Source organism: Dyadobacter sp. CY327 (genome assembly GCF_021390415.1).
Lineage (GTDB): Bacteria > Bacteroidota > Bacteroidia > Cytophagales > Spirosomataceae > Dyadobacter > Dyadobacter chenhuakuii.
In genome coordinates, this window is sequence record NZ_JAJUXJ010000001.1 from 361,864 (window position 1) to 384,866 (window position 23,003).

Sequence of the window (23,003 nt, forward strand, 5' to 3'; positions counted from 1 at the left end):
ATTTTATTCGCCGTAGGCCCACTTCAGATAAATGGAACCCCACGTAAATCCGCCTCCGAAGGCAGCCAGAACGAGATTATCACCCTTTTTCAATTGCGATTCATAATCCCAAAGACATAGTGGAATGGTTGCGGAGGTGGTATTTCCATATTTCTGGATGTTCACCATTACTTTATCCATTCCCACACCCATGCGGTGCGCCGTTGCTTCAATAATGCGCCTGTTTGCCTGATGCGGAACCAGCCAGGCTACATCATCCCCGCTAAGGCCATTTTTCTCCATGATCTCAGCCGAAATATCAGCCATATTGGTCACAGCAAACTTAAATACCTGAGCACCATCCTGATATACGTGATGCAAACGCGCATCTACGGTTTCATGCGTGGGCGGATAGCGGCTTCCTCCTGCTTTTTGGTTCAGGTAAGGATAACCTGCGCCGTCGGATTTGATAATAGAATCAATGATACCGTTTCCTTCTGTATCCGGTTCAAGCAAAACAGCGCCTGCGCCGTCTCCGAAAAGAATACAAGTTTTCCGGTCGGTGTAATCTACGATCGCAGACATTTTATCTGCGCCTACGATAATGATCTTTTTATATTTTCCTGTCTCAATGAACTGTGAGCCAAGGGTAAGTGCATAAACAAAGCCTGAACAAGCCGCCTGAATGTCAAAGCTTCCGACGTTTTTAATCCCTACCATATCACAAATAAGATTGGCCGTGCAGGGAAAAATGAAGTCGGGGGTTGTTGTGGCGCAGATCAGGAGGTCAATTTCGCTGGGAAGGGTGTTGGTTTTAGCAAGCAATCCTTTTACAGCTTCGGCACCCATATGAGAACTTCCTAAACCTTCGCCTTTGAGGATATGCCTTTCTTTGATGCCGGTGCGGCTGACGATCCACTCGTCATTTGTCGCCACCATGGTTTCAAGTTCGGCATTTGTCAAAATATAATCAGGCACATACCCTTGTATTCCTGTTATAGAGGCTTTTATATGGGTCATGATAAATTTAACTATTCAAAATCCGAATAGGTTTTTGTAAAAAAGAACAGAATCAATTTATTCATTTCGTGGTTGTCAGCAATGGAAATTAATTCAATGCCTGCGCAATATGCAAATATGCTTTTGACTTGACCTGTTTATATGCCCAGCCGAGCATATTTTTTATTGCTATTGGCGATGATATGCCATGAGCGATCATGACATTGCCATTCACACCAATGATCGAGCTTCCGCCAATGGATTCGTAATTTGTTTGATCTACGAATTCATCGCTGAAACCCCGTTGCTTGGAAATTTCATAGAATGATTCGCCCAATTTAAATAAGACATTGCCTGTAAAGCCATCCGTTACGATTACATCGGCTTTATTGGTAAAGAGATCTTTACCCTCAATATTTCCTATAAAATTGATTCGCTTGTTTTGTTTGAGCAGGGGATAAGTGGCCTGAGTTGTAAGAGAACCTTTTTGTTCTTCCTCCCCAATGTTCATCAGGGCTACTCTTGGCTTGTCTATCTGAAAAGTATATTGGGCAAAAATAGAGCCTATCTCTCCAAATTGCGCAAGCACTTCTGGCTTGCAGTCGGCATTAGCGCCAATATCCAGCATAATCGAATAGCTGCCGTCAACCTGTGGCACAAATCCTGCAATAGCTGGTCTTATAATTCCTTCGATCGCCTTAATGCTAAAAAGCGCTCCTACGTGCATAGCCCCCGTGTTACCGGCACTACAGAATATGTCGACTTCTTTTTCCTTCAGAAGCTTGAAACCGATCCCGATGCTGGAATTCGGTTTTTGAGAAAGGGCTTTTGTTGGATGTTCCCCCATCTCAATAACATCTTCTGCGTGAACGACGTCAACATTATCAGGAGTGAAATTGTGCTGGTTGAATATGTCCCAGATTGCACTTTCACGGCCAATTAAAACGATTCTCGCCTCGGATGGTAGTTCAGAAGCGGCCTGAATAACCCCTTCAACAATTGCCTGTGGAGCTAAATCTCCCCCCATGGCATCTACCGCAATTTTCATTTACACGCTGTTATTTTAGACTAATAAGTTAGAAATCGAAGGTGTAAATTTAGCAGATGTGCCGTAGTAAAAAAGAATTTCGCAACAACTTTTATACGGCTGCTGCGAAATTGATATACTCATCGACTGAAACTAGACTGTTTTAGAATAGTTCTCAACTACAACTTTACCTCTATAAACCAAGTTGCCTTCGTGAACGTGTGCACGGTGGAATTGGTGAATTTCTCCTGTCGAAGAATCAGTGCCTAATTGTTTTCCTGTAAGGAAATCATGTGCTCTGCGCGAATCGCGACGGCTTGTGGAATGTCTCCGCTTAGGATGTGCCATGATGCTTTATTTTCTGTATGTTTTGTTTTTGGTTTATTATCCGTCGGTTGAAACCGTCGGTCATTATAAATTTCCGGCGGTTTCAACCGACGGGTATTGGGTATTCGGATATCGTTATTCGCCTTTTAGCTTTTTTAATGCTTCCCAGCGGGGGTCTATTTTTTCTTCTTCTTCTGTTTCTTCACTTTCTGCATCTCCCGATGAATAGACCAGAATACCTTCGGCTTCATCTAACGGATCAATTTCCTCTTCCTCGCCGCGCAGGTCCGGATGGATCTTTTTGACAGGGAGCGCTAATGCGATGAAGTCAAAAATGTAGCGTGCTACATTGATCCTGGTCGTATTGCGGTTGATGATCTCGATCTCGTCCGTCAGTTCCTCGTTATGATCGCCAAACTTTAAAATAATGCGATCATCCTGGTCAATGGGCTCTTCAAACGGTTCCAGGCTTCTGTCACAAGTAAGCGTTACGCTTCCTACTGTGTGAAAATTAAGCTGGATCATAGTGGCCGATTTGTTAAGCACAACATGCGTTTTGAAATGGCCAAACTCGATCAGATCCTGTTCCAGTTCCTGGAAAAATGCATCTCCCGACTCCATTTCATAGGCATACTGTTTGTCTTCCAAACCGTAAATGTCTATGTTGTATTTACTTAGCTCTTTCACTTTTTCTGTCAAAAGGACTGCAAAGGTAATGTATTCGATTTAATAAAAAAACTATGGCCGCATTTTATTGGCCTCAGATCTTGCGTGCCGGATTGCCGAAATAAGTGGCTTTTGCCGGCACATTTTCAACTACAACTGAGCCTGCACCGATCCGCGCATTCTTGCCTATCTCTATCCCAGCCACAATAATTGCTCCCGAACCGATAAAAACGCCATCCCCGATTTTCACGCGGTCATTAATGATAGCGCCTGCACCGATCGTTACGTAATCACCAACCTGCACCCAGGTGTCCACCACGGCAGCCGTCTGCACCAGGCAATGCTGCCCGATTTTTGACTTTGCACCAACCGTAACGCGGGCGCCGATGAGGTTACCATGGCCGATTGTGGCCATTTCGGAGATCAATGCGCTGTCGTGGATTGCATTGATGGGCATTGTTTTGTATTCTTCTGTTAGCGTTTCCACGAGCCGTTCGCGCACGGAGCGCTCACCAATGGCTACAAATGCTTCGCATTTACTGCCGAGAATGCTCAGAAACCCGGAGTCGTCCGTATTCCCCAGCACACTCACATCGCCAAATTCCTTGCCGTGCAGCTCCTTATGATCGTCCAGCAATCCGTAAACGAGCACATTATTTCTTTTAAATATATCCAATGCCTGAACGCCCAAGTCGCCGGCACCAAAAATCAAAACTGGATTTTCCATAGTATAGGTTATTAAATGTGGCATGCTTAATAGCAAGCTTTCTTCTGGTGGTAAAAAATCAAACCACTGCGGTGACACAGTGGTTCCGTATACATTATATATAATAAGAATCTAAATCATTAAAGGAAAGTGATCCGAAACACAAATGGACTGCCATAAGGCGATATATTATTGCCGAAGTCATCCAGTTGATTGTTATAATTAAAATTATAAAGGGCTGTAAAATGAACCGCTTTGATGAATCGAGCTCCCAATGGCTGCGAATATGACGCTCCCAACATTGGCGAAGCGATCCACTTACGCGCATCGTATTTTTTGAAAGTATCAACTTCTACATTCATTCCTTCAAGCTCCGCAATCACATTGACCATTGGAAAGATAGAATACATTAAGAATCCCCGTCCTCCATAATAGAATTCATTAAAACCAAAGTAACGTGATTTATAATACATCCCCGTAACCCCGACGCCGCCAACCAGCTTTTCTGTAAGTTCATAACCGGCCATGGGAGAGAGGTTAATGTTGGTTACCGTTCCCAGGCTCAGGCCGAAACTTCCGCCTAATCTTAGCCTGTCTACAAACGGACGGTCTTTGAATTCAGCCAACGGCTTTTTCTCAACCAATTCCCTTCGTTCAACGGGAGGTTTTTCTGCTTCTTCAACATTGTCTTTCCGCAGCGAGTCTGGGCGGTAGTATTCGTCATCTTGAGCCATTAATGCCGGACTGATTAAAATACCAATCAGGACCGTGCATAGGAGGAGGATTTTACTTTTCATCTTAAAATCGTTTATTTTATAACATTGTAACTGGTAACGTAGAAATCCTGGATTTTGGTTTACGCCTAAACTAGTGCTACCCACTCCTCAAATTACCTTTCTGTATCTATGCATTATAATATTTACGTATCTGACCCGCAGTCTCATTTAATCAACATTATTTACACAATTCCTGAAATAGATGCCGATACCATCGAAATTCAGTTGCCTGCGTGGAGACCCGGACGGTACGAAATACAGAATTTCGCCAAAAATATTCAATTTATTGAAGCGATCTCAACCGCCGATCAGAAACTCCCTATCCATAAAGTAACGAAAGACCGCTGGCAGGTTGCAACGACTGGTGAAAAAGAGGTCAGGATCCGCTATACATTCTATGCAGTCATCCAAAATGCGGGCAGCAGTTATGTGGACGAGGAATTGTGGTATCTCAATTTCATCAATTTCTGCATGTATACCGAAGGCCGCATTGGTGAAGCTTACACAGTTCATCTGGATTTGCCGGAAGGTTACCAGATCGCGTGCGGATTACCGGCGGAGGGAAATGTTTTAAAGGCAAAGGATTTTTATCAATTGGTTGACAGCCCGTTGCTGGCTTCCGAAAGTTTGCAAAAACGGCATTACCAGGCCCGCGGCGTGGAATTCAATATCTGGATGCATGGGAACTTGCAGCCAAACTGGCGGAGAATTGTCCGCGACTTTCGTCGCTTTTCCCGCGAGCAAATTATTACAATGGGTGAGTTTCCCGAAAACGACTATCATTTCCTGAACCTGATCCTGCCTAACGCATTTTACCACGGCGTGGAGCATCATAACTCAACCATGATCGTGCTCGGGCCGGACGATGAGGGTGAAGGGCTTTATTCGGATCTGTTGGGAGTGAGTTCGCATGAGTTGTTTCACGCCTGGAACATTATACGCATCCGCCCGGCGGAATTGCTGCCTTATGATTTTACCAAAGAAAACTATTTCAGGACTTGTTTTGTAGCAGAAGGCTGCACCACTTACTATGGAGATCTTTTTCTGAAACGCGCTGACGTGTTTACGGAAGAAACTTACATTAAGGAGTTGCAGGTTTACATGAAAAGGCATTTCGAAAGCAGCGCGCACGCCACGCAGTCACTGGCAGACTCGTCTTTTGACCTTTGGCTGGACGGCTATGAGAAAGGAATCCCGAACCGGAAAGTATCCGTTTACCACAAAGGGGCCCTGGCGGCGCTTATCCTGGATCTTTATTTAAGGAAAAAAACCAATCACGAACAATCGCTTGATACTGTTATGCAGCTGCTATGGACGCGTTTTGGTAAACCTTTTATCGGATATACCCTGCAAGATTACATTGACATAGTGGAAGAGGTTGCGGGCGAATCGCTTGAATGGTATTGGAATGACTGCATTTTCACCAGCACGCCGCTCGAAACGAGGTTAAACGAAGCGCTTGCTTTTGTAGGTTTACAAATGTCCACATTCAGTAATGGCAACATTCAGTTAAATGTTATGGACAACTTTAAAGCCAAATTGCAGCGCGACAAATGGCTTGAAACCGTAGAGCCATTAACGCAGGATGAGCTCGAAGAGGAGGAAGAATAATCTCGTCTGCCGAATGTCATTTTAAAATCTCTCTGAGCGCCTCTCCGAGGTCATCGTATTGATATTGGAAGTCTGTTTCCTTTGCAATTCGTTCATTGACAAGGTAACTGCTTCCCAGCACAACGCTCGCCATTTCGCCGAAAGCGAGCTTTAAACCAAATGCGGGTACATTGGGCAGCCACTGAGGCTTGCCTAAGGCTATGCATATCTGTTTGGTAAGCTCCTCATTAGTAACAGGATGGCTGGCAATCGCATTGTAAGCGCCTTCCCAGGATTCTTTTTCCATTGCGTCGATATACATTTGGCAAATGTCATCGATATGGATCCACGAAACCCATTGTTTTCCGGAGCCTAATGGCGCACCGAAGCCTAATTTGGCCGGAGCAGCCATTCTTGGGATCGCGCCGCCTTCGTTGCTTAGCACAATTCCCGTCCGGAGTTTTACGGTCCTGATGCCTAACGCCGCAATTTCGTCGGCTGCTTTTTCCCAAACAATGGTCACATGTGAGAGGAAATCATTGTTAGGAGGCGTGTTTTCGGTGTTTCGGACGTCGCCCGTATCTTCACCATAATAGCTGCTTCCAGAAGCCGAAATGAATGCAGTAGGGCGAATGTTCTTTTCTTTTAGCTTCTTGTGAATCAATCCAATCGTTTCCGTGCGGCTGGTAACGATCACTTTTTTTCGCTCTTCTGTCCAGCGCTCGTCCGCTACGCCCGCACCTGCGAGGTGGATGAGGTAATCCGTGTTTTCAAGCGCATTTTCTTCTATATAACCTTTGTCCACATCCCATTCATAAACCTGCACCGAAGGAATATTAGTCTTCTTCCTGCTCAAATACGCTACTTCGTAACCCTTAGCGAGCAGAAGCTGGGTCAGCCTTTTGCCAATCAGGCCCGTTCCTCCGGTAATCAGTACTTTTTTGCCTTTCATTAAGCTAATATGAATGTGGAAACTTTACTTACGTGGTGAATTCGTTTTCGGATGTCAGGCTGCGGGAATTGCTGCCGGTCCCTCCTTTGGCGCTTCCTGCTCGATGGCTTTCGTGACACGCTCAATCATGCTTTCAAGCGATTCGTCGGGCAAAAAGTGCATCGGTGCTTTGAAATGTACGGTTAGCTTCGTGTTTCTTTTCTTAAATCTCAGTCCTTTTTTATCAAAAGCCCTTCTGAAACCGTTGATAACCACGGGAATTACGATGGGTTGATGGTCTTTGATCAAATGTGCCGTTCCTTTGCGAACAGGTGCATAAGGCTTCGTGGTTCCCTGCGGAAAACTCACGACCCAGCCGTGCTTCAGTCCCATTCCAATCTTATCCTGAGCATCATTATCCAGCTGCCGTTTTACATTCTCACCATTGGCACGCCAGGAACGTTCAATGGTGATTGCTCCGCCTATGCTGAATAATTTGGGTAAAATCCCTTCTTTCATGGTCTCCGAAGCGGCTACATAATAGCATCTTGCACGAGGAGAAAACAAATAGAACGGAGGTGAAATGGTGTCTTTGTAGCCCCACTTGGTTGCACAAAAAATATGGTAAAAAGCAATTACGTCTGCAAAGTAAGTTTGGTGGTTGGATAGGAAAAGCACCCCGTTATCCGGAAGTTCGATAAGCTGGTCGCTGCCGGTTATTTCTATTTTATTGACAGCCGTATATCTGTAATAGGTAAACCATCCGATGATGAAGATAATGATACGCTTGAAAATCAGATAGTTGCCAAAAGGATCCTGCTCGAAAATACCCATAAAGTCAAATCGCACCAACCAGGCAGGCAACAGGCTGAAAGTACTTTTTTTCGGATGCATAGTGTAAATGTAATTTCAGTTGTCCTTGCTGAACCGGCGTCTGCCTCAATGAAAATTTTGTACCAATTTGGCGTAATTTAGATAATTAGCACAGTTAATATAAAATATATTTAGTTTGCACTGCATCCGGTTTTTTTGCCGTAAAACATTGGCATGATTCTTTCGAATATTCCACAGACGTTAATTTTTGAATAACTCTCTCGTAAAGCTTCTTTTTTAATTTGTATGAAAATGAAATTTCAATTTCACATTCTTGTGTGCCTCATAGGTGCAGGTTTCCTGTCGGGCTGTTCCAAAAATCCGGTTACCGGCAAAAAGGAAATCATCTTTATGTCGAAGGAAAAGGAAATAGCGCTTGGCGCCGAATCCCACCCGTCGATCGTGGCTACAATGGGCATTTATGACGATAAGAACCTGCAATCCTTTATCAATGAGAAGGGAAAAGCAATGGCTAATATCTCTCACCGCCCCGATTTGCCGTACCAATTTTTCATCGTGGACTCGCCGGTTGTGAATGCATTTGCTGTGCCTGGCGGTTACGTATACTTTACAAGGGGTATCATGGCACATTTCAATAATGAGGCCGAGTTTGCAGGTGTTTTGGGTCACGAAATCGGGCACATTACCGCACGACATTCGGCTCGCCAGCAAACGTCACAGATTTTTGGTCAGGTAGGATTAATGGCCGGAATGGTGCTTTCAGAAACCGTTCGCGGGCTTGCAGACCAGACGCAGCAAGCTTTGGGTTTATTGCTGCTCAGTTACAGCCGGGAGCACGAGTCGGAATCGGACAAAATTGGCGTTGAATATTCCAGCAAGATTGGTTACGATGCACACCAGATGGCCGATTTCTTTGGCACATTGAAAAAAATCAGCGAGAAGAGCGGACAAACGATCCCAACCTTCCAATCGACTCACCCGGATCCGGGCGGCAGACAATCGAAAGTGGAAAAGCTGGCGACAGAATACCAGAAAGAACATCCGGCTAAGTATAATGTGAACCGCGACGCGTATCTGCGCAAAATCGAGGGCATCATTTACGGAACGGACCCAAAGCAGGGATTTGTAGAAAACAATATGTTTTACCATCCTGAATTGAAGTTCCAGTTACCGGTTCCAAGTGGCTGGCAATACGAAAATTCACCAGCACAGTTCCAGATGGCTGCCAAAGATGGCAAATCAATGATGCTGTTTATGCTCGCTCCCGGAAAATCGCTGGAAGAAGCCAGTGCAGCAGTAATTAAAAATTATGGGTTGCAGGTTACTGAAAATGAAAAAACGACCATTAACGGCAATCCTGCGCTTGTCATGATTGCAACACAAGCTGCTCAAACCCAAACTGGCCAGCAGGCAGCACCGACGGCAAATTCCATCCAGGTGGCAACGTGGCTGATCCAGTATGGCGGTAATATTTATGCCATTCACGGCGTATCGCAAGCTGCGAACTTTGCAGGAAGCATGGGACAGTTCAAGTCGGTTGCGGGTGGCTTTAAATCTGTTACGGACGGAAGTATTCTGAACCGTCAGCCAGACCGCATCAGGATCAAAACAGTGCAACGTGATGGTTCTTTAAAGGATGCATTAAGAGATTTCAATCAGCAAGACAAGCAAATGGACGACCTCGCGATCATCAACGGCATGTCGCTTTCAGATAAAGTAACGAAAGGGACGCTGATCAAAACGCTGAGTAAGTAATCATTTATTTGTTGTCAAATCGATTTGAATGTTGGTGGAATAATGCGTTATGTCTTCATCTCTTTTTTCAAGGAGACTGATCGTATAGGGCTTTTTTAAACTTCCAACATTCAAAAAGAAAGAATATAGCTGCGCTGTATTGCCGACGTCAAACAACTTCCCTTTCAGCCAAAAGGATCGCAGACCTTTATTCGCATTTCTCAGTAAAGGAAATAACAACTGAAAGCGGGCATTTTTTAAAACGACAAAATTAAAGTCGCCGGGATGCAGGGAGTTAGCGCAGCTCATACAATGTACATAGTCGAGATCCAAAATCTTTATCGCTTTACTGGCACGTTGATCAACAGTTGCTTTTTTTAGGGCCTGACCTATCTTCAAAAGTGACAGTTTGGTTTCAGTATCAGGCTGAAATATCGTCCTATGCGGTGCCGGCGCAGTTTGGGAAAGTTGTTGTGTATTAAAATAGTAGGCCAGCGTCTGGTCACTGAACAAATACATGCTGGACAGATTTTTCTGAAATATCAGCAGCCAGGCAAGGATGCTTGCAGCCAACATGATTGTGGAAAAGCGCTGAAATACTTTGGGGAACAGGAGTTGAAATAAGCAGACATTAGCCAAAATCAACATTGTTGGATACAGTTGGTAACGACTGGAAATCATTGCGGAATAGTCGCCAGCATGCATTCGGTTACAGGCTAGCGCTAAGCCTGAGAGCATAATAAAAATGTTCACCTCAACCAGCACAATCATTAGACAATCTTTTGCAGTTAATAACTCGTTATAGCAAAAAACTGGCAGCAAATGGCGCAGGGCATGTAGTGATAATAAGGCGGACGCCACAATAGCGGCGAAACCAAGCACCATTACGATGCTTACATCTGAAAGTGACTGGTGAATAACAAGTCCTTGTCCAATGAAAGTCGTCAGGCCAAGTAATATTTCAAGTAATCTATTCGTGCTGGCATTCATGGCATGAGATTCAGCAACAGCCTGATACTGATAGAAATATGTCAAAATGGTGGCGAGAAATAGCAGAATCCAGATTGAAAGGTCCTGCCATCTCCTTTGAAGAAACAACGAAATTCCTCCAATCCCAAGGGCGATAAATCCATTTCCCGAAGTATAGCACATCAGCCCGCCTACTGCAAGGGCAACCCACCAAACCTTCCTGGACTTGCTGACAAGCATCGAAAATAGCAGCAGATATAAAAAGTGGATGGTTATATTCTGAAGTGCCGCCATTGCCCACAGCGAATTTTCATGATACTGAAATTGAAACAGCATCCAGCTTGCAAAGACGCTGGTCCATATAGACATAGAAGCCTGGCGCTGCCAAGCCGCGACAATGAACCAAATCCCGATCAGAGGCAAATTTCCCAGAAAAATTAAAAGGGTGTAAGAAAGCTTATTTTGAATCAGATAGTTAAGCAGGAAGATAATCCTGGTATAAAACAGCCTGTGTTCATTAAGCTGGCTAAAAAGAATGTCGAGAAATGCGGGTAAAGAAGTTTTATCCAGCATTTGCTCGATTTCAAACTGGATAATGTAGTCGTCATGAACCGGCAGATTCCAGTGCAGGAAGCTTATTACAATGGTATAGCATGTAACAGGAACTAGTATCAGGAATAACCAGACCATTCGTGTTACCCTTCCGTGATTGGTTTTTAATAAAATCATGATACGATCCCCGTTTAATTATGCCGCAATCGGGGAAAGGAATTTCATTCAAAAGGCTAGCAATAGAGAATCCGGTGAGCATCTGGCGCGTATCAATTATTTGCAGGTAAGTCGGGCTTACTTTAATGCATAAACTATTCGCACATCAGAAAACTTTTCTGTTATTCATTTGGTTGATATGTCAACGTAATATACATTTGCACCATGAACACAATACAGCCTAAATTCTTTGCGAACATAAAAGAGGACATGAAAAACTCCCTGCAATTCAAGCTGGGGGTCGTGACGAAAATTGTTTTTAAGAAAATGAATGCACAACTGGTGCAGGAAGGCATCCCGGTCCTGGCCGAACAGTTGCCTATATTAATGGTTGTATATTTCCAGGAGCACGCTATGACACAGCAGGAAATTGCGAATCTGCTTCAAAAGGATAAAGCAGGAATTCAGCGTTCTGTGCAAACATTGCATAAGGATGGCTTTTTAAAGATAGAAAGCGATATTGAGGACAAAAGAAAGAATCTGGTCACACTGACGCCAAGCGGAAAGTTTGTTTGCGAGCGTATTCAGGCCATGGTTATTGCTTTTGACAATCGCGTGATGGAGCATTTCACGGACGAGGAACGCAAAACATTCATAGGTTACCTGGATAGGGTAGCGGCCGTGGCAGGAGAATAAAATTTTTTAAATAAATAGTTGATATATCACCAGTAGACATATCAACGAGATACAGAATTAGCCTTAAATAATTAATAACCAGAAAAGATGAAAAGTAAATGGATCATAGCAATGCTGGCATTCGTTGCCACGGCCGGGCCTAGCTGGGCGCAAACCCGCCTGAGCCTGAAAGACTGCATTGCTTACGGGATCAAGAACAACGGCAATGTGAAAATTGCGCAGTATAAAGAAAGCATTGCCGTGCAACAAGGGCGCGAGGCATTGGCAGGTTACCTGCCGCAAGTGGCGGGAAATGGCGCGCTGGACGACAACATTAAGCTGCAATCGACGGTTTTACCGGGAGCGCTTTTTGGAGGTGAAGACCGCCGCGTTGCGCTGGGAACGAAATACTCGACCAACGTTTCCGCACAGGCAGATCAGGTAATTTTTGACCAGGCATTGCTGGTTGGAATCAAGGCAAACAAGCCTAACCTCGAAAATGCTGCCCTGAATGCGCAGAAGACCAAAGAGACGATCATTTTTAATGTTACCGATGCTTATTATCAGGTTTTTGTAACGCAGGCGCAGATCGACCTTTTGAAAGATAACCTTGAAAAAACGCAGCAGATCCTGGGCACATTGCAGTTGCAACTGGATAACGGCGTCATCAAAAAAGTGGATTTCGATCGCACGCAGGTGAGTTTGAATAACATTAAATCGCAGCTGACATTAGCAGAAAGCAATTTAATCCTTTCCCAGAACCAGCTGAAATTTCAAATGGGCATGCCGCTGGCCGAGCAACTTGAATTGACCGACAACCCATTAAGCCAGCCTTTCAAATTGGTAGAGCCCGAGAAATTTGACGTGGCGAGTCTGACGGATTTCAAAATCCAGAATGTGAACATGCAGCTGCAATCATTGGAAAAAGAACGGATTAAGGCAGGTTATCTTCCCAAATTGTCTGTTTACGGCCGTTATGGAATGCAATCCCTGGGCCAGAATCTGGGCGAATCCTGGGGCAACTGGTTCAGTTTCGGTGCCATAGGCGTAAAATTGTCTATCCCGATTTTTGACAGTTTCAGAAGAGATGCACAATACAAGCAGGCTGATTTGAATCTTTTGACACAAAATGAACAGCTGAAATTGAATGTTCAGAACTACGAACTTCAAAACCATAATGCTACCACACAACTTCAAAAAGCCAAATTAAACCTCGGCAATGACGAAAGTAATGTGACGCTGGCCAAAGAAGTTTACGACGTTACCACATTGCAATACAGAGAGGGAACGGTGCCGTTGTCGGATCTGCTGAACGCGGAAACATCTTACAAAGAGGCCCAAAGCAATTATATCAATTCCATGCTGAGCTATTATCAGGCCAAATTAGGCATTGAACAGTCGCAAGGCACGCTTAACAACTTTTATTCAACACTGCCATAAGCTTACCATGAAAAGAAAACTCATCATCATCGGCTCCATTGCAATCATCGGGATCCTGATCGGCTTCCGCCTGGTAGCCAATAAATCCAAGATGGACGCCAAGAAAGTAATGCCGGATAACAAAAATGTGACCATTCCGGTGACCGCTGTTTCAGTAAAAGAAGGCAGCACCGACCAGCAGTTGGTCCGCACGGGAAGTCTTATCCCGTTCAAACAGGCAGAAATTATGGCCACTTCGGCGGGTAAGGTCCTGGCGGTGAAATACGATCTTGGAACATTTGTGTCACAAGGCGCAACGCTCGTGAAGGTGGATAGCAAATTAAAAGAGCTCTCATTGCAAGCCACCGAGCTCAATATCAACAAATTGAAAAAGGATACGGATCGCTATAACAAGCTTCTGGCAGGAAATGCAGCAACGGAAGTGCAATTGAATGACACCAAATACAACTACGAAAATGCCTTGAACCAGGCCGAGCAAATCAAGCAGCAGATCAATGATGCATCCATCGCAGCGCCGATCAGCGGCCGCGTGATCAAGAAGAACATTGAGCCGGGTGAATTTGTGAATGTAGGAACTTCATTGGGAACGATCCTGGACGTGTCGCGCCTGAAAGTGCAGGTAATGATCTCCGAAAATGATGTTTATAAATTGAAAGAAGGTCAGCACGTGAAAGTTGGATCGAGCATTTTTCCCGATAAAAAAATCGATGGGGTGATCTCTTACATTGCGCCTCAGGGCGACGAATCGCACAATTATCCGGTGGAGATTGTGATTAAAAATTCAAGTCAGTTGCGTGCAGGAACATTTGTAAGTGTTGAATTTAGTCAAAAAAGCAGCCAGCAGGCATTGCTTATCCCGAGAAGTGCATTGGTAGAAAGCGTTCGCAATCCGTATGTATACACGGTTGAAAATGGGGTTGCCAAACAACGCAAAATCCAGGTAGGACGCGAATTGGGCGATAATATTGAAGTTTTGTCGGGTCTTAAATCGGGCGAAACGGTGATCACAACCGGCCAGATCAACCTCAGCGAAGGTGCGGCGGTAAATGTTACCAAATAGTTTTCATCAGTAAACGAATCAAGAAATGTCAATCACCGAAGTAGCAGTAAAAAGACCGCTCTTCATCATAGTAGTATTCACGGTGTTGATACTATTTGGTGTGATCAGCTATAAACAATTGTCTTACAACTTGTTGCCCAAATTCGAGGCTAATGTTGTAAGCGTTATGACGACTTACCGCGGAGCCGCTGCGGACGAAGTCGAAACCAATGTTACCAAGCACATCGAAGACGCCGTTTCGGCGATCGAGGGTTTGGATCAGATCAATTCCACTTCTCAGGAAGGCGTTTCCTCTGTAATTATCCAGTTGAAACAAGGCATCAGCGTCGATCTGGCACAACAGGAAGCGCAGCGTAAAGTAGAGCAGGTTATTTCCTTGCTTCCCGACGATGCCGACCGCCCTGTGATCAACAAATTTTCAACCGACGAAATCCCGGTTTTGAGAATGGGTGTAACGGCCAATATGTCGCCATCAGCACTTTACGATTTGATTGATGACAAACTGAAACCGCAGCTTTCCAACGTAACCGGTGTAGGCCAGGTGACCATTATTGGGGGAACGGAGCGTCAGATTCAGGTCAATATCAGTCAGGATAAATTAAAAGCATATCGCCTGTCGATCGCGCAGGTTTCTGCTGCGATTAATAATGCAAACACTTCATACCCAGCTGGTCAGGTAAAAACGCAGGAAGATCAGCTTTCGATCCGTTTTGATGCGAAACTGACCACTGTTGAAAACCTGAGAAATGTGATAGTTGGCCGGAACAGCACTGGCGGGCAGGTCTTTTTGAAAGACATAGCCGAAGTGTACGATGGCACAGCCGATGCAACTGCGGTAAACCACATTAATGGAGCGCCCTCAGTTGCCTTGCAAATCCAGAAACAATCCGATGCCAATGCAGTGGATGTGAGTAAGCTGACCCGCGAGCGTTTGACGACTTTGGAAAAACAATATGCTTCGTCCGGTTTGAAATTCAACATTGCATCCGACCAATCCATTTACACATTGGCCTCCGCGGATGCCGTGGTTTTTGACCTTGGCCTGGCCGTTTTGATCGTGTCGATCGTAATGTTAATGTTCCTGCATAGCTTCCGGAGCTCGATGTTTATCCTGGTAGCATTGCCTTCGTCGATGATCCCGACCTTCATTTTGATGAGCCTTTTAGGTTTCTCACTCAATTTAATGACCTTAATGGCGCTTTCGCTGGTGGTTGGTATTCTCGTCGATGACTCGATTGTGGTTTTGGAAAACATCAACCGCCACATGGAAATGGGCAAAAGCAGATGGCAGGCCGCATTGGACGGACGTGCAGAAATCGGTTTCACAGCCCTCGCGATCACATTAGTGGACGTTGTGGTATTCGTGCCGCTTGCATTAACTTCCGGTTTGATCGGTAACATTCTGAGAGAGTTCTCGCTTGTGGTCGTATTCTCGACATTAATGAGCTTGTTCGTTTCCTTTACATTGACACCGCTTTTGGCTTCGCGTTTTGGTAAAATAGAAATTTTAGATAAAAACACACTTTGGGGACGCCTTAACCTTGGTTTTGAAAGGTTTTTGGATCGGATCAAAGACGAATATGGCCGCATGCTGACCTGGGCTTTGGGTCACAAAAGATATGTTTTCATTCTTGCCCTGGTGTTGATCGTTGGCTCCATTGCTTTGGTTCCGGGCGGTTTCATCGGAGCAGCATTCATGCAGCAAAGTGATCGCGGCGAGTTGAATGTGTCCATTGAGCTTGCGCCAACAGCATCGGTTTACCAAACCAATCAGGTTGCTCAGAAAGTTGAAAAGTTATTGTTAGGCAGAAAAGAAGTGACCAAAGTGTTTACCAATGTCGGTTACAGCAGCACAGGTTTGGGAACAACTTCCAATAGCAACATTGCCGACTTAACTGTTCAATTGGTTGATAAAAAGGACCGTACATTATCCTCAGAAGATTTTGGTACACAAATTCAAAAAGAGATCCTGCAAATCCCGGGTGTAAAAGTTACGGTTGCACCTACTTCCATCACGGGTAACGCCAACCAGGCGCCGATCCAGGTAGCGGTAAAAGGGACCGATATGCCTACGATCCGTAAAGTTGCCGCGCAAGTGAAAGAAGTGGTAGCATCGATACCGGGGACCGCGAACGTGGATTACTCCGTTGATGATCCGAAACCCGAAGTAGGCGTGTCATTGGACCGTGAGAAAATGTCGCAACTAGGCATCAACGCAGCCGAAGTAGGCGCAGCATTGCAAACTGCATTCCGCGGCGACGACCGTTCGAAATTCAAAGAAAATGGCAAGGAATACGACATTATGGTCACATTAGACCAGTTCAACCGTTCCAGCGCCGACGACATTCGTCATTTGAGTTTCGTAAACAGCGCAGGACAAGCATTCGAACTTTCTCAATTCGCCACCATCAAAGAAGGAATGGGCGAAAGCGTCCTGCAACGCATTGATCGTCTGGGTTCTATCAGCATTAACTCACAGGTAATCGGCCGTCCATCCGGTTCCATCGGAGCCGACATTCAAGCCAAAATGGCTACTGTAAAACTCCCCGAAGGCGTATTCATCGAATACCGCGGTGACCTGAAAAACCAGGCCGACGCATTCGGCAGCCTGGGCCTGGCACTCGTACTCGGCATCGTGCTTATTTATCTGATCATGGTAGCCCTTTACGAAAGCACGATTTACCCATTCGTGGTTCTGTTCTCGATCCCGGTGGCACTGGTAGGCGCATTGACAGCATTAGCATTAACCATGGAAAGCCTAACCATATTCTCCATCGTCGGTATGATCATGCTCCTGGGTCTGGTAGCCAAAAACGCCATCCTGATCGTCGATTTCACCAACCAATTAAAAGAAGAAGGCCACGCCTTAAAAGACGCACTAATCGAAGCCGGCAAAGAACGTCTCCGCCCGATCCTGATGACCACCATCGCCATGATAGCTGGTATGCTCCCCATCGCCCTAGCCTCCGGCGACGGCGCCGAAGTAAAAAACGGCATGGCCTGGGTAATTATCGGAGGTTTGACGAGCTCGTTGCTGCTAACTATTTTCTTGGTTCCTAGTGTTTATTATGTTGTGGATAAAGTAAAGGAGCGGTTCGCGAACCGGAAGGCTAAGAAGCAGAGGAGGGAGGAGTTGGTTTTGGAGGGGTAGGGTGCTGCTGGTTAGGCACAACGCCCCTGCACAACGCCACTCCCCCTGTCACCCTGAGCGGAGCCGAAGGGCGTTACTGCCAAGTAGTAGCGCCCTTCGGCTCCGCTCAGGGTGACAGGGCATAGAACATCTCTCAAACAACTCCAAGATCGGTCCAGCTACTTATTTTTGCAGTGTGTTAAATTGCGACATGCTGCCAACAGCTTTAATTCCTCCCAGCACGCCTTTATCGCCGCCTCCTTCTTCTTTCTACTCCACTTTTTCACCTGCTTCTCAAAAGCAATTGCATCATTTACATACCCAAACTCCCGAAAAAATACCAGCTCAACCGGCCGCCTTGAGAACGTATAGCAAGTCACATTACGTCCATCAACATGCTCCGTATATCGTCGTTCCAGGCAATTCGTAACCCCGGTGTAATAACTCCCATCTGAGCATTTCAAAATATAGACATAGTAAATTCTCATATTTCCAGCGTGTTTAGATTTACATCTTAGACGCTGGTTCTGATTTAAAGTCACAAAAAATGGCCAAAAGCAAAATGCCCTGGCCATTTCAAATGAAAACACATTATTTATTAAGCCGCCTCCATCGCCTCGATCCTCTGGCAGAAAAGCAGTAAGTCACGAAAAGTATAAAAGATGTTGAGTTTGCGGGGATTGAAACCGGTTTCCTGATCAAAACTTTGGAAACCGCTATAAATCTCCCAAAGATGCTCCGCCATTTCGCCAGGCGTGTTGAGTTCGAATAATTGCTGAACTTGCTGGCCATAGGCCAAGCACATCGAATCCGTAGACTCGGTAGAGTGTGTCTTTGTCTTCATGTGTATGTTTTTGGGATAAAAAAATTAAAAATGCCCTGTCTTAGGTGTCCCGCGCCCATACACAGGCGCCCTGGAGTTTTCACTTGATCCACACCATAACAGGGCAATACTTACTAGCTCTTTCATTTTGTATGAGTTTTATTGGGAATGCGAATATGGAGATTTTGTTGGTAGTTATGCAAGTCTTGCGCTTGTGACTTTTCTATCGGTCGCCCGGGTAAATCTAAAGGCAGCGTCAATAAAGGGGATTCCAATTTCGGGTTATAATTTATAACTTGCTCAAGCCCAAAATTCATCTTATCTGCAATTAAATGGAATTGATTAGTAGCGAGACCTTTTCAGCACTTAATGACTTAGACATTATTAAGGACATTGATATACTAAGAGAAAAAATTGATGCTCTTAGACCCTTGGCAAAGGATATTGAGGGTCGTATTATGCAGAAGTTACGATTAGAATGGAACTACAATTCCAATGCGATTGAAGGTAATTCACTTGACTATGGCGAGACGGTTGCACTACTTATGCACGGAGTTACAGCAAAAGGTAAGCCCCTCAAGGATTATTTTGATATTGAAGGGCATAACCAAGTCATTGATTATTTAACACATTTTGTCCAGCATGGGGAGGATTTGACCGAAAAAGAAATCCGAGGAATGCACGAAATGATGTTAGTAAGGCCATACGAGAATCTATCAAAAACCGAAGATGGGCGAACTGTTCAAAGGAAGATTCATCTTGGTGAATATAAGCGAATGCCAAACCACGTGGAAACAAGGACTGGTGAAATTCATTACTATGCTACTCCGGAAGAAACACCTATTTTAATGCACGACCTGGTAAGTTGGTATAGGAATGTAACGTCAACTTCAGAGCTTCATCCTGTTGTTATTGCGTCGATATTTCACCACCGGTTTACGGCAATTCATCCATTCGATGATGGGAACGGAAGAATGAGTCGTCTATTAATGAATCTAATTCTAATGCGACACGGCTACCCTCCAGCTGTCGTAAAAAATAACGAAAAGGATGAATATTTTGCGGCTTTAAGCCAAGCTGACATAGGAAACTATGAGCCTTTTGTTGATTATATTGGGGCGGCTTTGGTTTCATCCATGAATGTTTATGTAAAAGGGGCAAATGGAGAGAATCTAGATGATCCGTCTGACTTACGGAAAAAAATTGTGTTGTTCAAGAAAGAGGTTGAGGCCCGAAGAGACAAAATCGAGACTAAACGCTCCTTGGAAGTTCAACAAAAAGTTTATAAGGAATCTGTTCTTCCTTTTCTAAACGAACTATTAACTTCACTGTCTGATTTCAAGGATCTTTTCATTTCTTATTCGGAAAATATTAAAACTTTCGACCACAAAGGAAATGAGTGGATTTACATGTCGGTTAATGTGCTGCAGGAGATTGAAAGATTATTTAATAAAGATGAGCATAACGAATCCATTGAAATATATCAATTGAGGTTTAGCGACTTTAAGGTTGCAGAAAATCCTTTTTCTATCGATTTATTAATTATTATTAGTTTACAGGATTATCGATATAGAATTGGATATAGCATTCTCGAAGGAAGTATCTTACAGTCGGTTAATAGAATTCCGTTAGGTCAATGGGGAAACAAATCAAGTACCATAGACAAATATTACCACCAAAATATAAACAAGGATGAGGTAGCATCATTTGTTTCTGAGGTTGGAAGCAATCTTTTAGATTGTATCAAGGATATTTTCTCCGAGCGTCCAATCTTGATACCTTCTATTGAAGATATCCAGCGTAAGTGGGAGTATATCGTTGAATCTTCAACCAAACTACCGCGGGCTCTAAAGCTTTCATTGACATCAGTCAATAGTTATAATATTAACATTGTTGGGTTTAAAATAGAGATAGCGTTCGGCTTGCTTCTTTATCAATCCATACCTCAAGGCGCAAGAATTGATTTAGAAACGAGGCTTCATAAAATTCTGTATAACAAAAATTATACGTTAAAGGATGACAGGATTTATATAATTAGCACTAGCGAATTTTAACCCTCACTTCCACCTATCCCCCAAAACCTTCATCCAATACCCACCCACAACCGACCTTGCTCTAAATCCAACCGACTTGCCATCCACCGTCTCATGCCAGTCTGAAAGTGGAATACGATCGGGGGTTTCCATTGCATATTTGTAAACCGGCTTTACCAGCGCTTCGAAATCTTGCTGGTTGGTGGCTAATGTGGCGGTCCAGATGATCCAGTCGGATTTGGTATAGGTTTTGCGGCTGTCAAGAGGGAGGCCGAAGGGTTTTTGTTTGGTGAGGTAATATTTGATTTCTTTTTCGGCGACGGTTTTTGGGAATACATTGAGGTTCAGGAGGTCATCCCAGACGAGGTTGTATTTTTGGCTCCACGAGTTTTTGTTGTCGAAGGTTAATGCATAATGATCGCCGCTGTCGGCTAGTTGCATCCATTTTTGGGCAAATTCTTTTACTAAGGCATTCACTTCGGTGGCTTCTTTTATGTCGCCCAGTTGCTCGGCCATTTTTGCGTAGGAGGCCAAGCCCATAATGGCCTTGATCGATAAGTTGGCATTGCGGGCGAGATGGCCGGCGAAGTCATCGGTGCAGAGCTGGTTTGCAGGGTCGAAGCCTTCTTTTTTGAGATAATTGGCCCAGGTTGTGAGGACTTTCCAATGCTTTTTGGCGAAATCAATGTTGTTTTCGGCTTTGGAAATGGCGTAAGTGAGCGTGAGCATGTTGCCAGATTCTTCTACGGGCATGTCTTCGCCGTAAGTCTGGCCGTTTGCAAGTGGGTAAGTGCCAACGTCGTGCGCCGCGAACGGTTTGGTCCATTTGCCGCTTTCGGAATAATAGAAAATGGGTTCCATCATGCCTTTTAGCAAGGTTGGGTTGTAAAGCAGGAACAATGGCGCGGATGGATACGTGATGTCAACCGTTCCAATGGAGCCATTGCTAAAATTTTCTTTGGATAAAAACAACGGCGCGCCCGAAGGATCAGCGACCAGCTTATGTGCGGAAATAGCTTGGCGGTAAGCCAGCACGCAAAGATCGGCATATTGCTTTCCGCCTGCTTTCAGTGCATCCTGATAAATCATTTCGTCCGTTGCCTCACATTCTTTCATGATTTTGGCAAAATCTGTTTCTGCGTTTTGCAGCTCATTTTCGATGGTTTTATTCCCTTCTTTGTTCCACCATGGCCGGAGATTTTGTCCAAAATACTGGACAGAATATTCATCGTCGTAACCGATAATAGCGTGTACGGATTGACTTTGCGAGCCAATTTTACTATCAAAAGCAAGCACGTAAGCCATCGATCTCGTATCTGCATTCGCCGCCTCTCGCTGGTTTCCCGTGACAAAACCGCTTTTTGCAAACATTTTAATCACTTCTTCCGACGGACCAAAACCGGAGCTTTTAACAAACCGGTGCGGCGCGGATAAAAAGGCGCGGCCCCAGTCAATGCGGACGTCGTCACCTTTGCGGCCGAGCAATTTCGGTTCGGTATTCGCAAGAGACAACATTAATAAGCCATCCGGGGCTCCCCGCTTTCCTGCGACCTGCTGGCTTGCATCATTTACCGCCCATAGTCCCGAAACCGCATTTAAAATTTCCACTTCATGCGTCTTTCCATCCGTAGACGCAACATCATAAACCACATAATTTAAAGGCCGGGAAATGAGGTTCAGGTCTTTCAGGATCAATGGAGCCACAAAACGCGCTTTTAATTGAATCGGCCCAGCCACGAAATCATAAATCGTTTGGGTTGCCGTCATATTAAAACCGGTTTGTTTTGCAAGCTGGATCACATCTGCGCCTTTTGGCGCGATTTCGTCTGCCAGGCCAATGTCGATATAGCCAGGGCCGGCGCCGTTTTTGCAGTAGGCGGCCAGGATATTTTTGCCTTTTTTGAGGGACTTTCTTGCTGAGACACTCATTGGTTTAAATTCATAATCGCCTGTGTAGCAAGGGGCGCAGTCAAAAGCGGGAACGCCGTTGATGAAAACCTGGACATCGTCGTCGTGGAAAATGTTCAGGGTTGGTTTTTCGAAATCAGCGGCTGTTAATGTGAATTCGCGGCGATACCAGATCTCCTGAGGAAACTCGGTGCCTCCCCGAAGCATGGCATCGTTACGATCTTTCGTCCCGAATGGCGCAGGGCCTTGTTTCCAGGTGCTGACGTTATAACCTTCTTTATACCACCAGTTTGGATCCGGTTTTATGGTTGTAAATTTAGCTGTATAGGGTGCTTGTTTGGCTGTTGGCAATATCGTTTTCATCTCCGGCGTGGGTGCGCCCATGAAGCGGTAAGTCTTTCCATCCACCCGGATCAGCCCGTCCATCGGATGCGGCTTACCCGTCCAATGCTTCGTTACAGAGCCATTCAGCTCATTCCCAAACGACCAAACGCTGGTATAAGGATCAATAGTAATTAGCGGAACGGCAGGCGGCCGGAAGGTTTGGGCAAAACCAGAAAACGCAGCAAACAGAATTAAAATCAGCAGCCAGGGTTTAGACATTGGGATATCAGGCTTGTTAGGAAATAAAAAAGGGATCAAATTGATCCCCTAAAATAAGCTTGCAAAATTTATAAAAGCCATTCTT

At 44.9% G+C, this 23,003-nt stretch carries 19 protein-coding genes; 7 read left to right on the top strand and 12 right to left on the bottom strand.

From position 1 onward, the window contains the following. Window positions 1-3 precede the first annotated feature (3 nt). The 6 genes from LZG74_RS01645 to LZG74_RS01670 form a co-directional block, all read right to left on the bottom strand. Window positions 4-999, bottom strand: a complete 996-nt coding sequence (locus tag LZG74_RS01645; RefSeq protein WP_233794911.1) for a beta-ketoacyl-ACP synthase III — start codon at window positions 997-999, stop codon at window positions 4-6. An 88-nt stretch (window positions 1,000-1,087) separates the two neighbouring features. Continuing rightward, window positions 1,088-2,026, bottom strand: coding sequence for a phosphate acyltransferase PlsX (gene plsX, locus LZG74_RS01650; RefSeq protein WP_233794912.1), 939 nt, complete (start codon window positions 2,024-2,026; stop codon window positions 1,088-1,090). A gap of 132 nt (window positions 2,027-2,158) precedes the next feature. Next, window positions 2,159-2,353 (bottom strand): 50S ribosomal protein L32, encoded by a 195-nt coding sequence (rpmF, locus tag LZG74_RS01655; protein ID WP_084439466.1) that lies wholly within the window; start codon window positions 2,351-2,353, stop codon window positions 2,159-2,161. Between the two features lie 114 nt (window positions 2,354-2,467). Continuing rightward, window positions 2,468-3,019, bottom strand: coding sequence for a DUF177 domain-containing protein (locus LZG74_RS01660; RefSeq protein WP_035360694.1), 552 nt, complete (start codon window positions 3,017-3,019; stop codon window positions 2,468-2,470). A gap of 73 nt (window positions 3,020-3,092) precedes the next feature. Beyond that, window positions 3,093-3,725, bottom strand: coding sequence for an acetyltransferase (locus LZG74_RS01665; RefSeq protein WP_233794913.1), 633 nt, complete (start codon window positions 3,723-3,725; stop codon window positions 3,093-3,095). A 119-nt stretch (window positions 3,726-3,844) separates the two neighbouring features. Then, window positions 3,845-4,501 carry a hypothetical protein gene (locus tag LZG74_RS01670; RefSeq protein WP_233794914.1) on the bottom strand — a complete coding sequence of 219 codons (657 nt, stop codon included), beginning with the start codon at window positions 4,499-4,501 and terminating at the stop codon, window positions 3,845-3,847. A 108-nt stretch (window positions 4,502-4,609) separates the two neighbouring features. Here LZG74_RS01670 and LZG74_RS01675 point away from each other — a divergent pair, with 108 nt between their 5' ends. After that, window positions 4,610-6,091 carry a M61 family metallopeptidase gene (locus LZG74_RS01675; protein WP_233794915.1) on the top strand — a complete coding sequence of 494 codons (1,482 nt, stop codon included), beginning with the start codon at window positions 4,610-4,612 and terminating at the stop codon, window positions 6,089-6,091. Between the two features lie 16 nt (window positions 6,092-6,107). On the opposite strand, the gene LZG74_RS01680 is transcribed toward LZG74_RS01675, so the two are convergent. Together LZG74_RS01680 and LZG74_RS01685 are read right to left on the bottom strand one after the other, a co-directional pair. Beyond that, window positions 6,108-7,022, bottom strand: coding sequence for a TIGR01777 family oxidoreductase (locus tag LZG74_RS01680; RefSeq protein WP_233794916.1), 915 nt, complete (start codon window positions 7,020-7,022; stop codon window positions 6,108-6,110). 54 nt (window positions 7,023-7,076) lie between these two features. Further along, window positions 7,077-7,895, bottom strand: coding sequence for a 1-acyl-sn-glycerol-3-phosphate acyltransferase (locus LZG74_RS01685; protein ID WP_233794917.1), 819 nt, complete (start codon window positions 7,893-7,895; stop codon window positions 7,077-7,079). 225 nt (window positions 7,896-8,120) lie between these two features. Between LZG74_RS01685 and LZG74_RS01690 the strand changes: the two genes are divergently transcribed. After that, window positions 8,121-9,590, top strand: a complete 1,470-nt coding sequence (locus LZG74_RS01690) for a M48 family metalloprotease (RefSeq protein WP_233794918.1) — start codon at window positions 8,121-8,123, stop codon at window positions 9,588-9,590. Here the strand turns inward: LZG74_RS01690 and LZG74_RS01695 are convergent, their stop codons facing one another. Next, complete coding sequence (locus LZG74_RS01695) at window positions 9,591-11,267, bottom strand: hypothetical protein (RefSeq protein ID WP_233794919.1); 1,677 nt, start codon at window positions 11,265-11,267, stop codon at window positions 9,591-9,593. A 204-nt stretch (window positions 11,268-11,471) separates the two neighbouring features. Between LZG74_RS01695 and LZG74_RS01700 the strand changes: the two genes are divergently transcribed. The 4 genes from LZG74_RS01700 to LZG74_RS01715 all read left to right on the top strand — a co-directional run bounded on the left by LZG74_RS01700 (window position 11,472) and on the right by LZG74_RS01715 (window position 17,572). Beyond that, on the top strand, window positions 11,472-11,942 hold the full coding sequence (locus tag LZG74_RS01700) for a MarR family winged helix-turn-helix transcriptional regulator (protein WP_233794920.1): 471 nt from the start codon (window positions 11,472-11,474) through the stop codon (window positions 11,940-11,942). An 87-nt stretch (window positions 11,943-12,029) separates the two neighbouring features. After that, a complete protein-coding gene (locus tag LZG74_RS01705) occupies window positions 12,030-13,361 on the top strand; it encodes a TolC family protein (RefSeq protein ID WP_233794921.1) in 1,332 nt (443 codons plus the stop codon). A 7-nt stretch (window positions 13,362-13,368) separates the two neighbouring features. Then, window positions 13,369-14,421: an efflux RND transporter periplasmic adaptor subunit gene (locus LZG74_RS01710; RefSeq protein ID WP_233794922.1), complete on the top strand. Its 1,053-nt coding sequence runs from the start codon at window positions 13,369-13,371 to the stop codon at window positions 14,419-14,421. 25 nt (window positions 14,422-14,446) lie between these two features. Continuing rightward, complete coding sequence (locus tag LZG74_RS01715) at window positions 14,447-17,572, top strand: efflux RND transporter permease subunit (RefSeq protein ID WP_233794923.1); 3,126 nt, start codon at window positions 14,447-14,449, stop codon at window positions 17,570-17,572. Between the two features lie 158 nt (window positions 17,573-17,730). On the opposite strand, the gene LZG74_RS01720 is transcribed toward LZG74_RS01715, so the two are convergent. Together LZG74_RS01720 and LZG74_RS01725 are read right to left on the bottom strand one after the other, a co-directional pair. Further along, on the bottom strand, window positions 17,731-18,126 hold the full coding sequence (locus LZG74_RS01720; RefSeq protein ID WP_310589299.1) for a GIY-YIG nuclease family protein: 396 nt from the start codon (window positions 18,124-18,126) through the stop codon (window positions 17,731-17,733). A 23-nt stretch (window positions 18,127-18,149) separates the two neighbouring features. Beyond that, window positions 18,150-18,395 carry a hypothetical protein gene (locus LZG74_RS01725; protein ID WP_233794925.1) on the bottom strand — a complete coding sequence of 82 codons (246 nt, stop codon included), beginning with the start codon at window positions 18,393-18,395 and terminating at the stop codon, window positions 18,150-18,152. Between the two features lie 311 nt (window positions 18,396-18,706). Between LZG74_RS01725 and LZG74_RS01730 the strand changes: the two genes are divergently transcribed. Continuing rightward, a complete protein-coding gene (locus LZG74_RS01730) occupies window positions 18,707-20,428 on the top strand; it encodes a Fic family protein (protein WP_233794926.1) in 1,722 nt (573 codons plus the stop codon). A gap of 3 nt (window positions 20,429-20,431) precedes the next feature. Here the strand turns inward: LZG74_RS01730 and LZG74_RS01735 are convergent, their stop codons facing one another. Continuing rightward, window positions 20,432-22,918: a glutaminase family protein gene (locus tag LZG74_RS01735; RefSeq protein WP_233794927.1), complete on the bottom strand. Its 2,487-nt coding sequence runs from the start codon at window positions 22,916-22,918 to the stop codon at window positions 20,432-20,434. Between the last annotated feature and the right edge of the window lie 85 nt (window positions 22,919-23,003).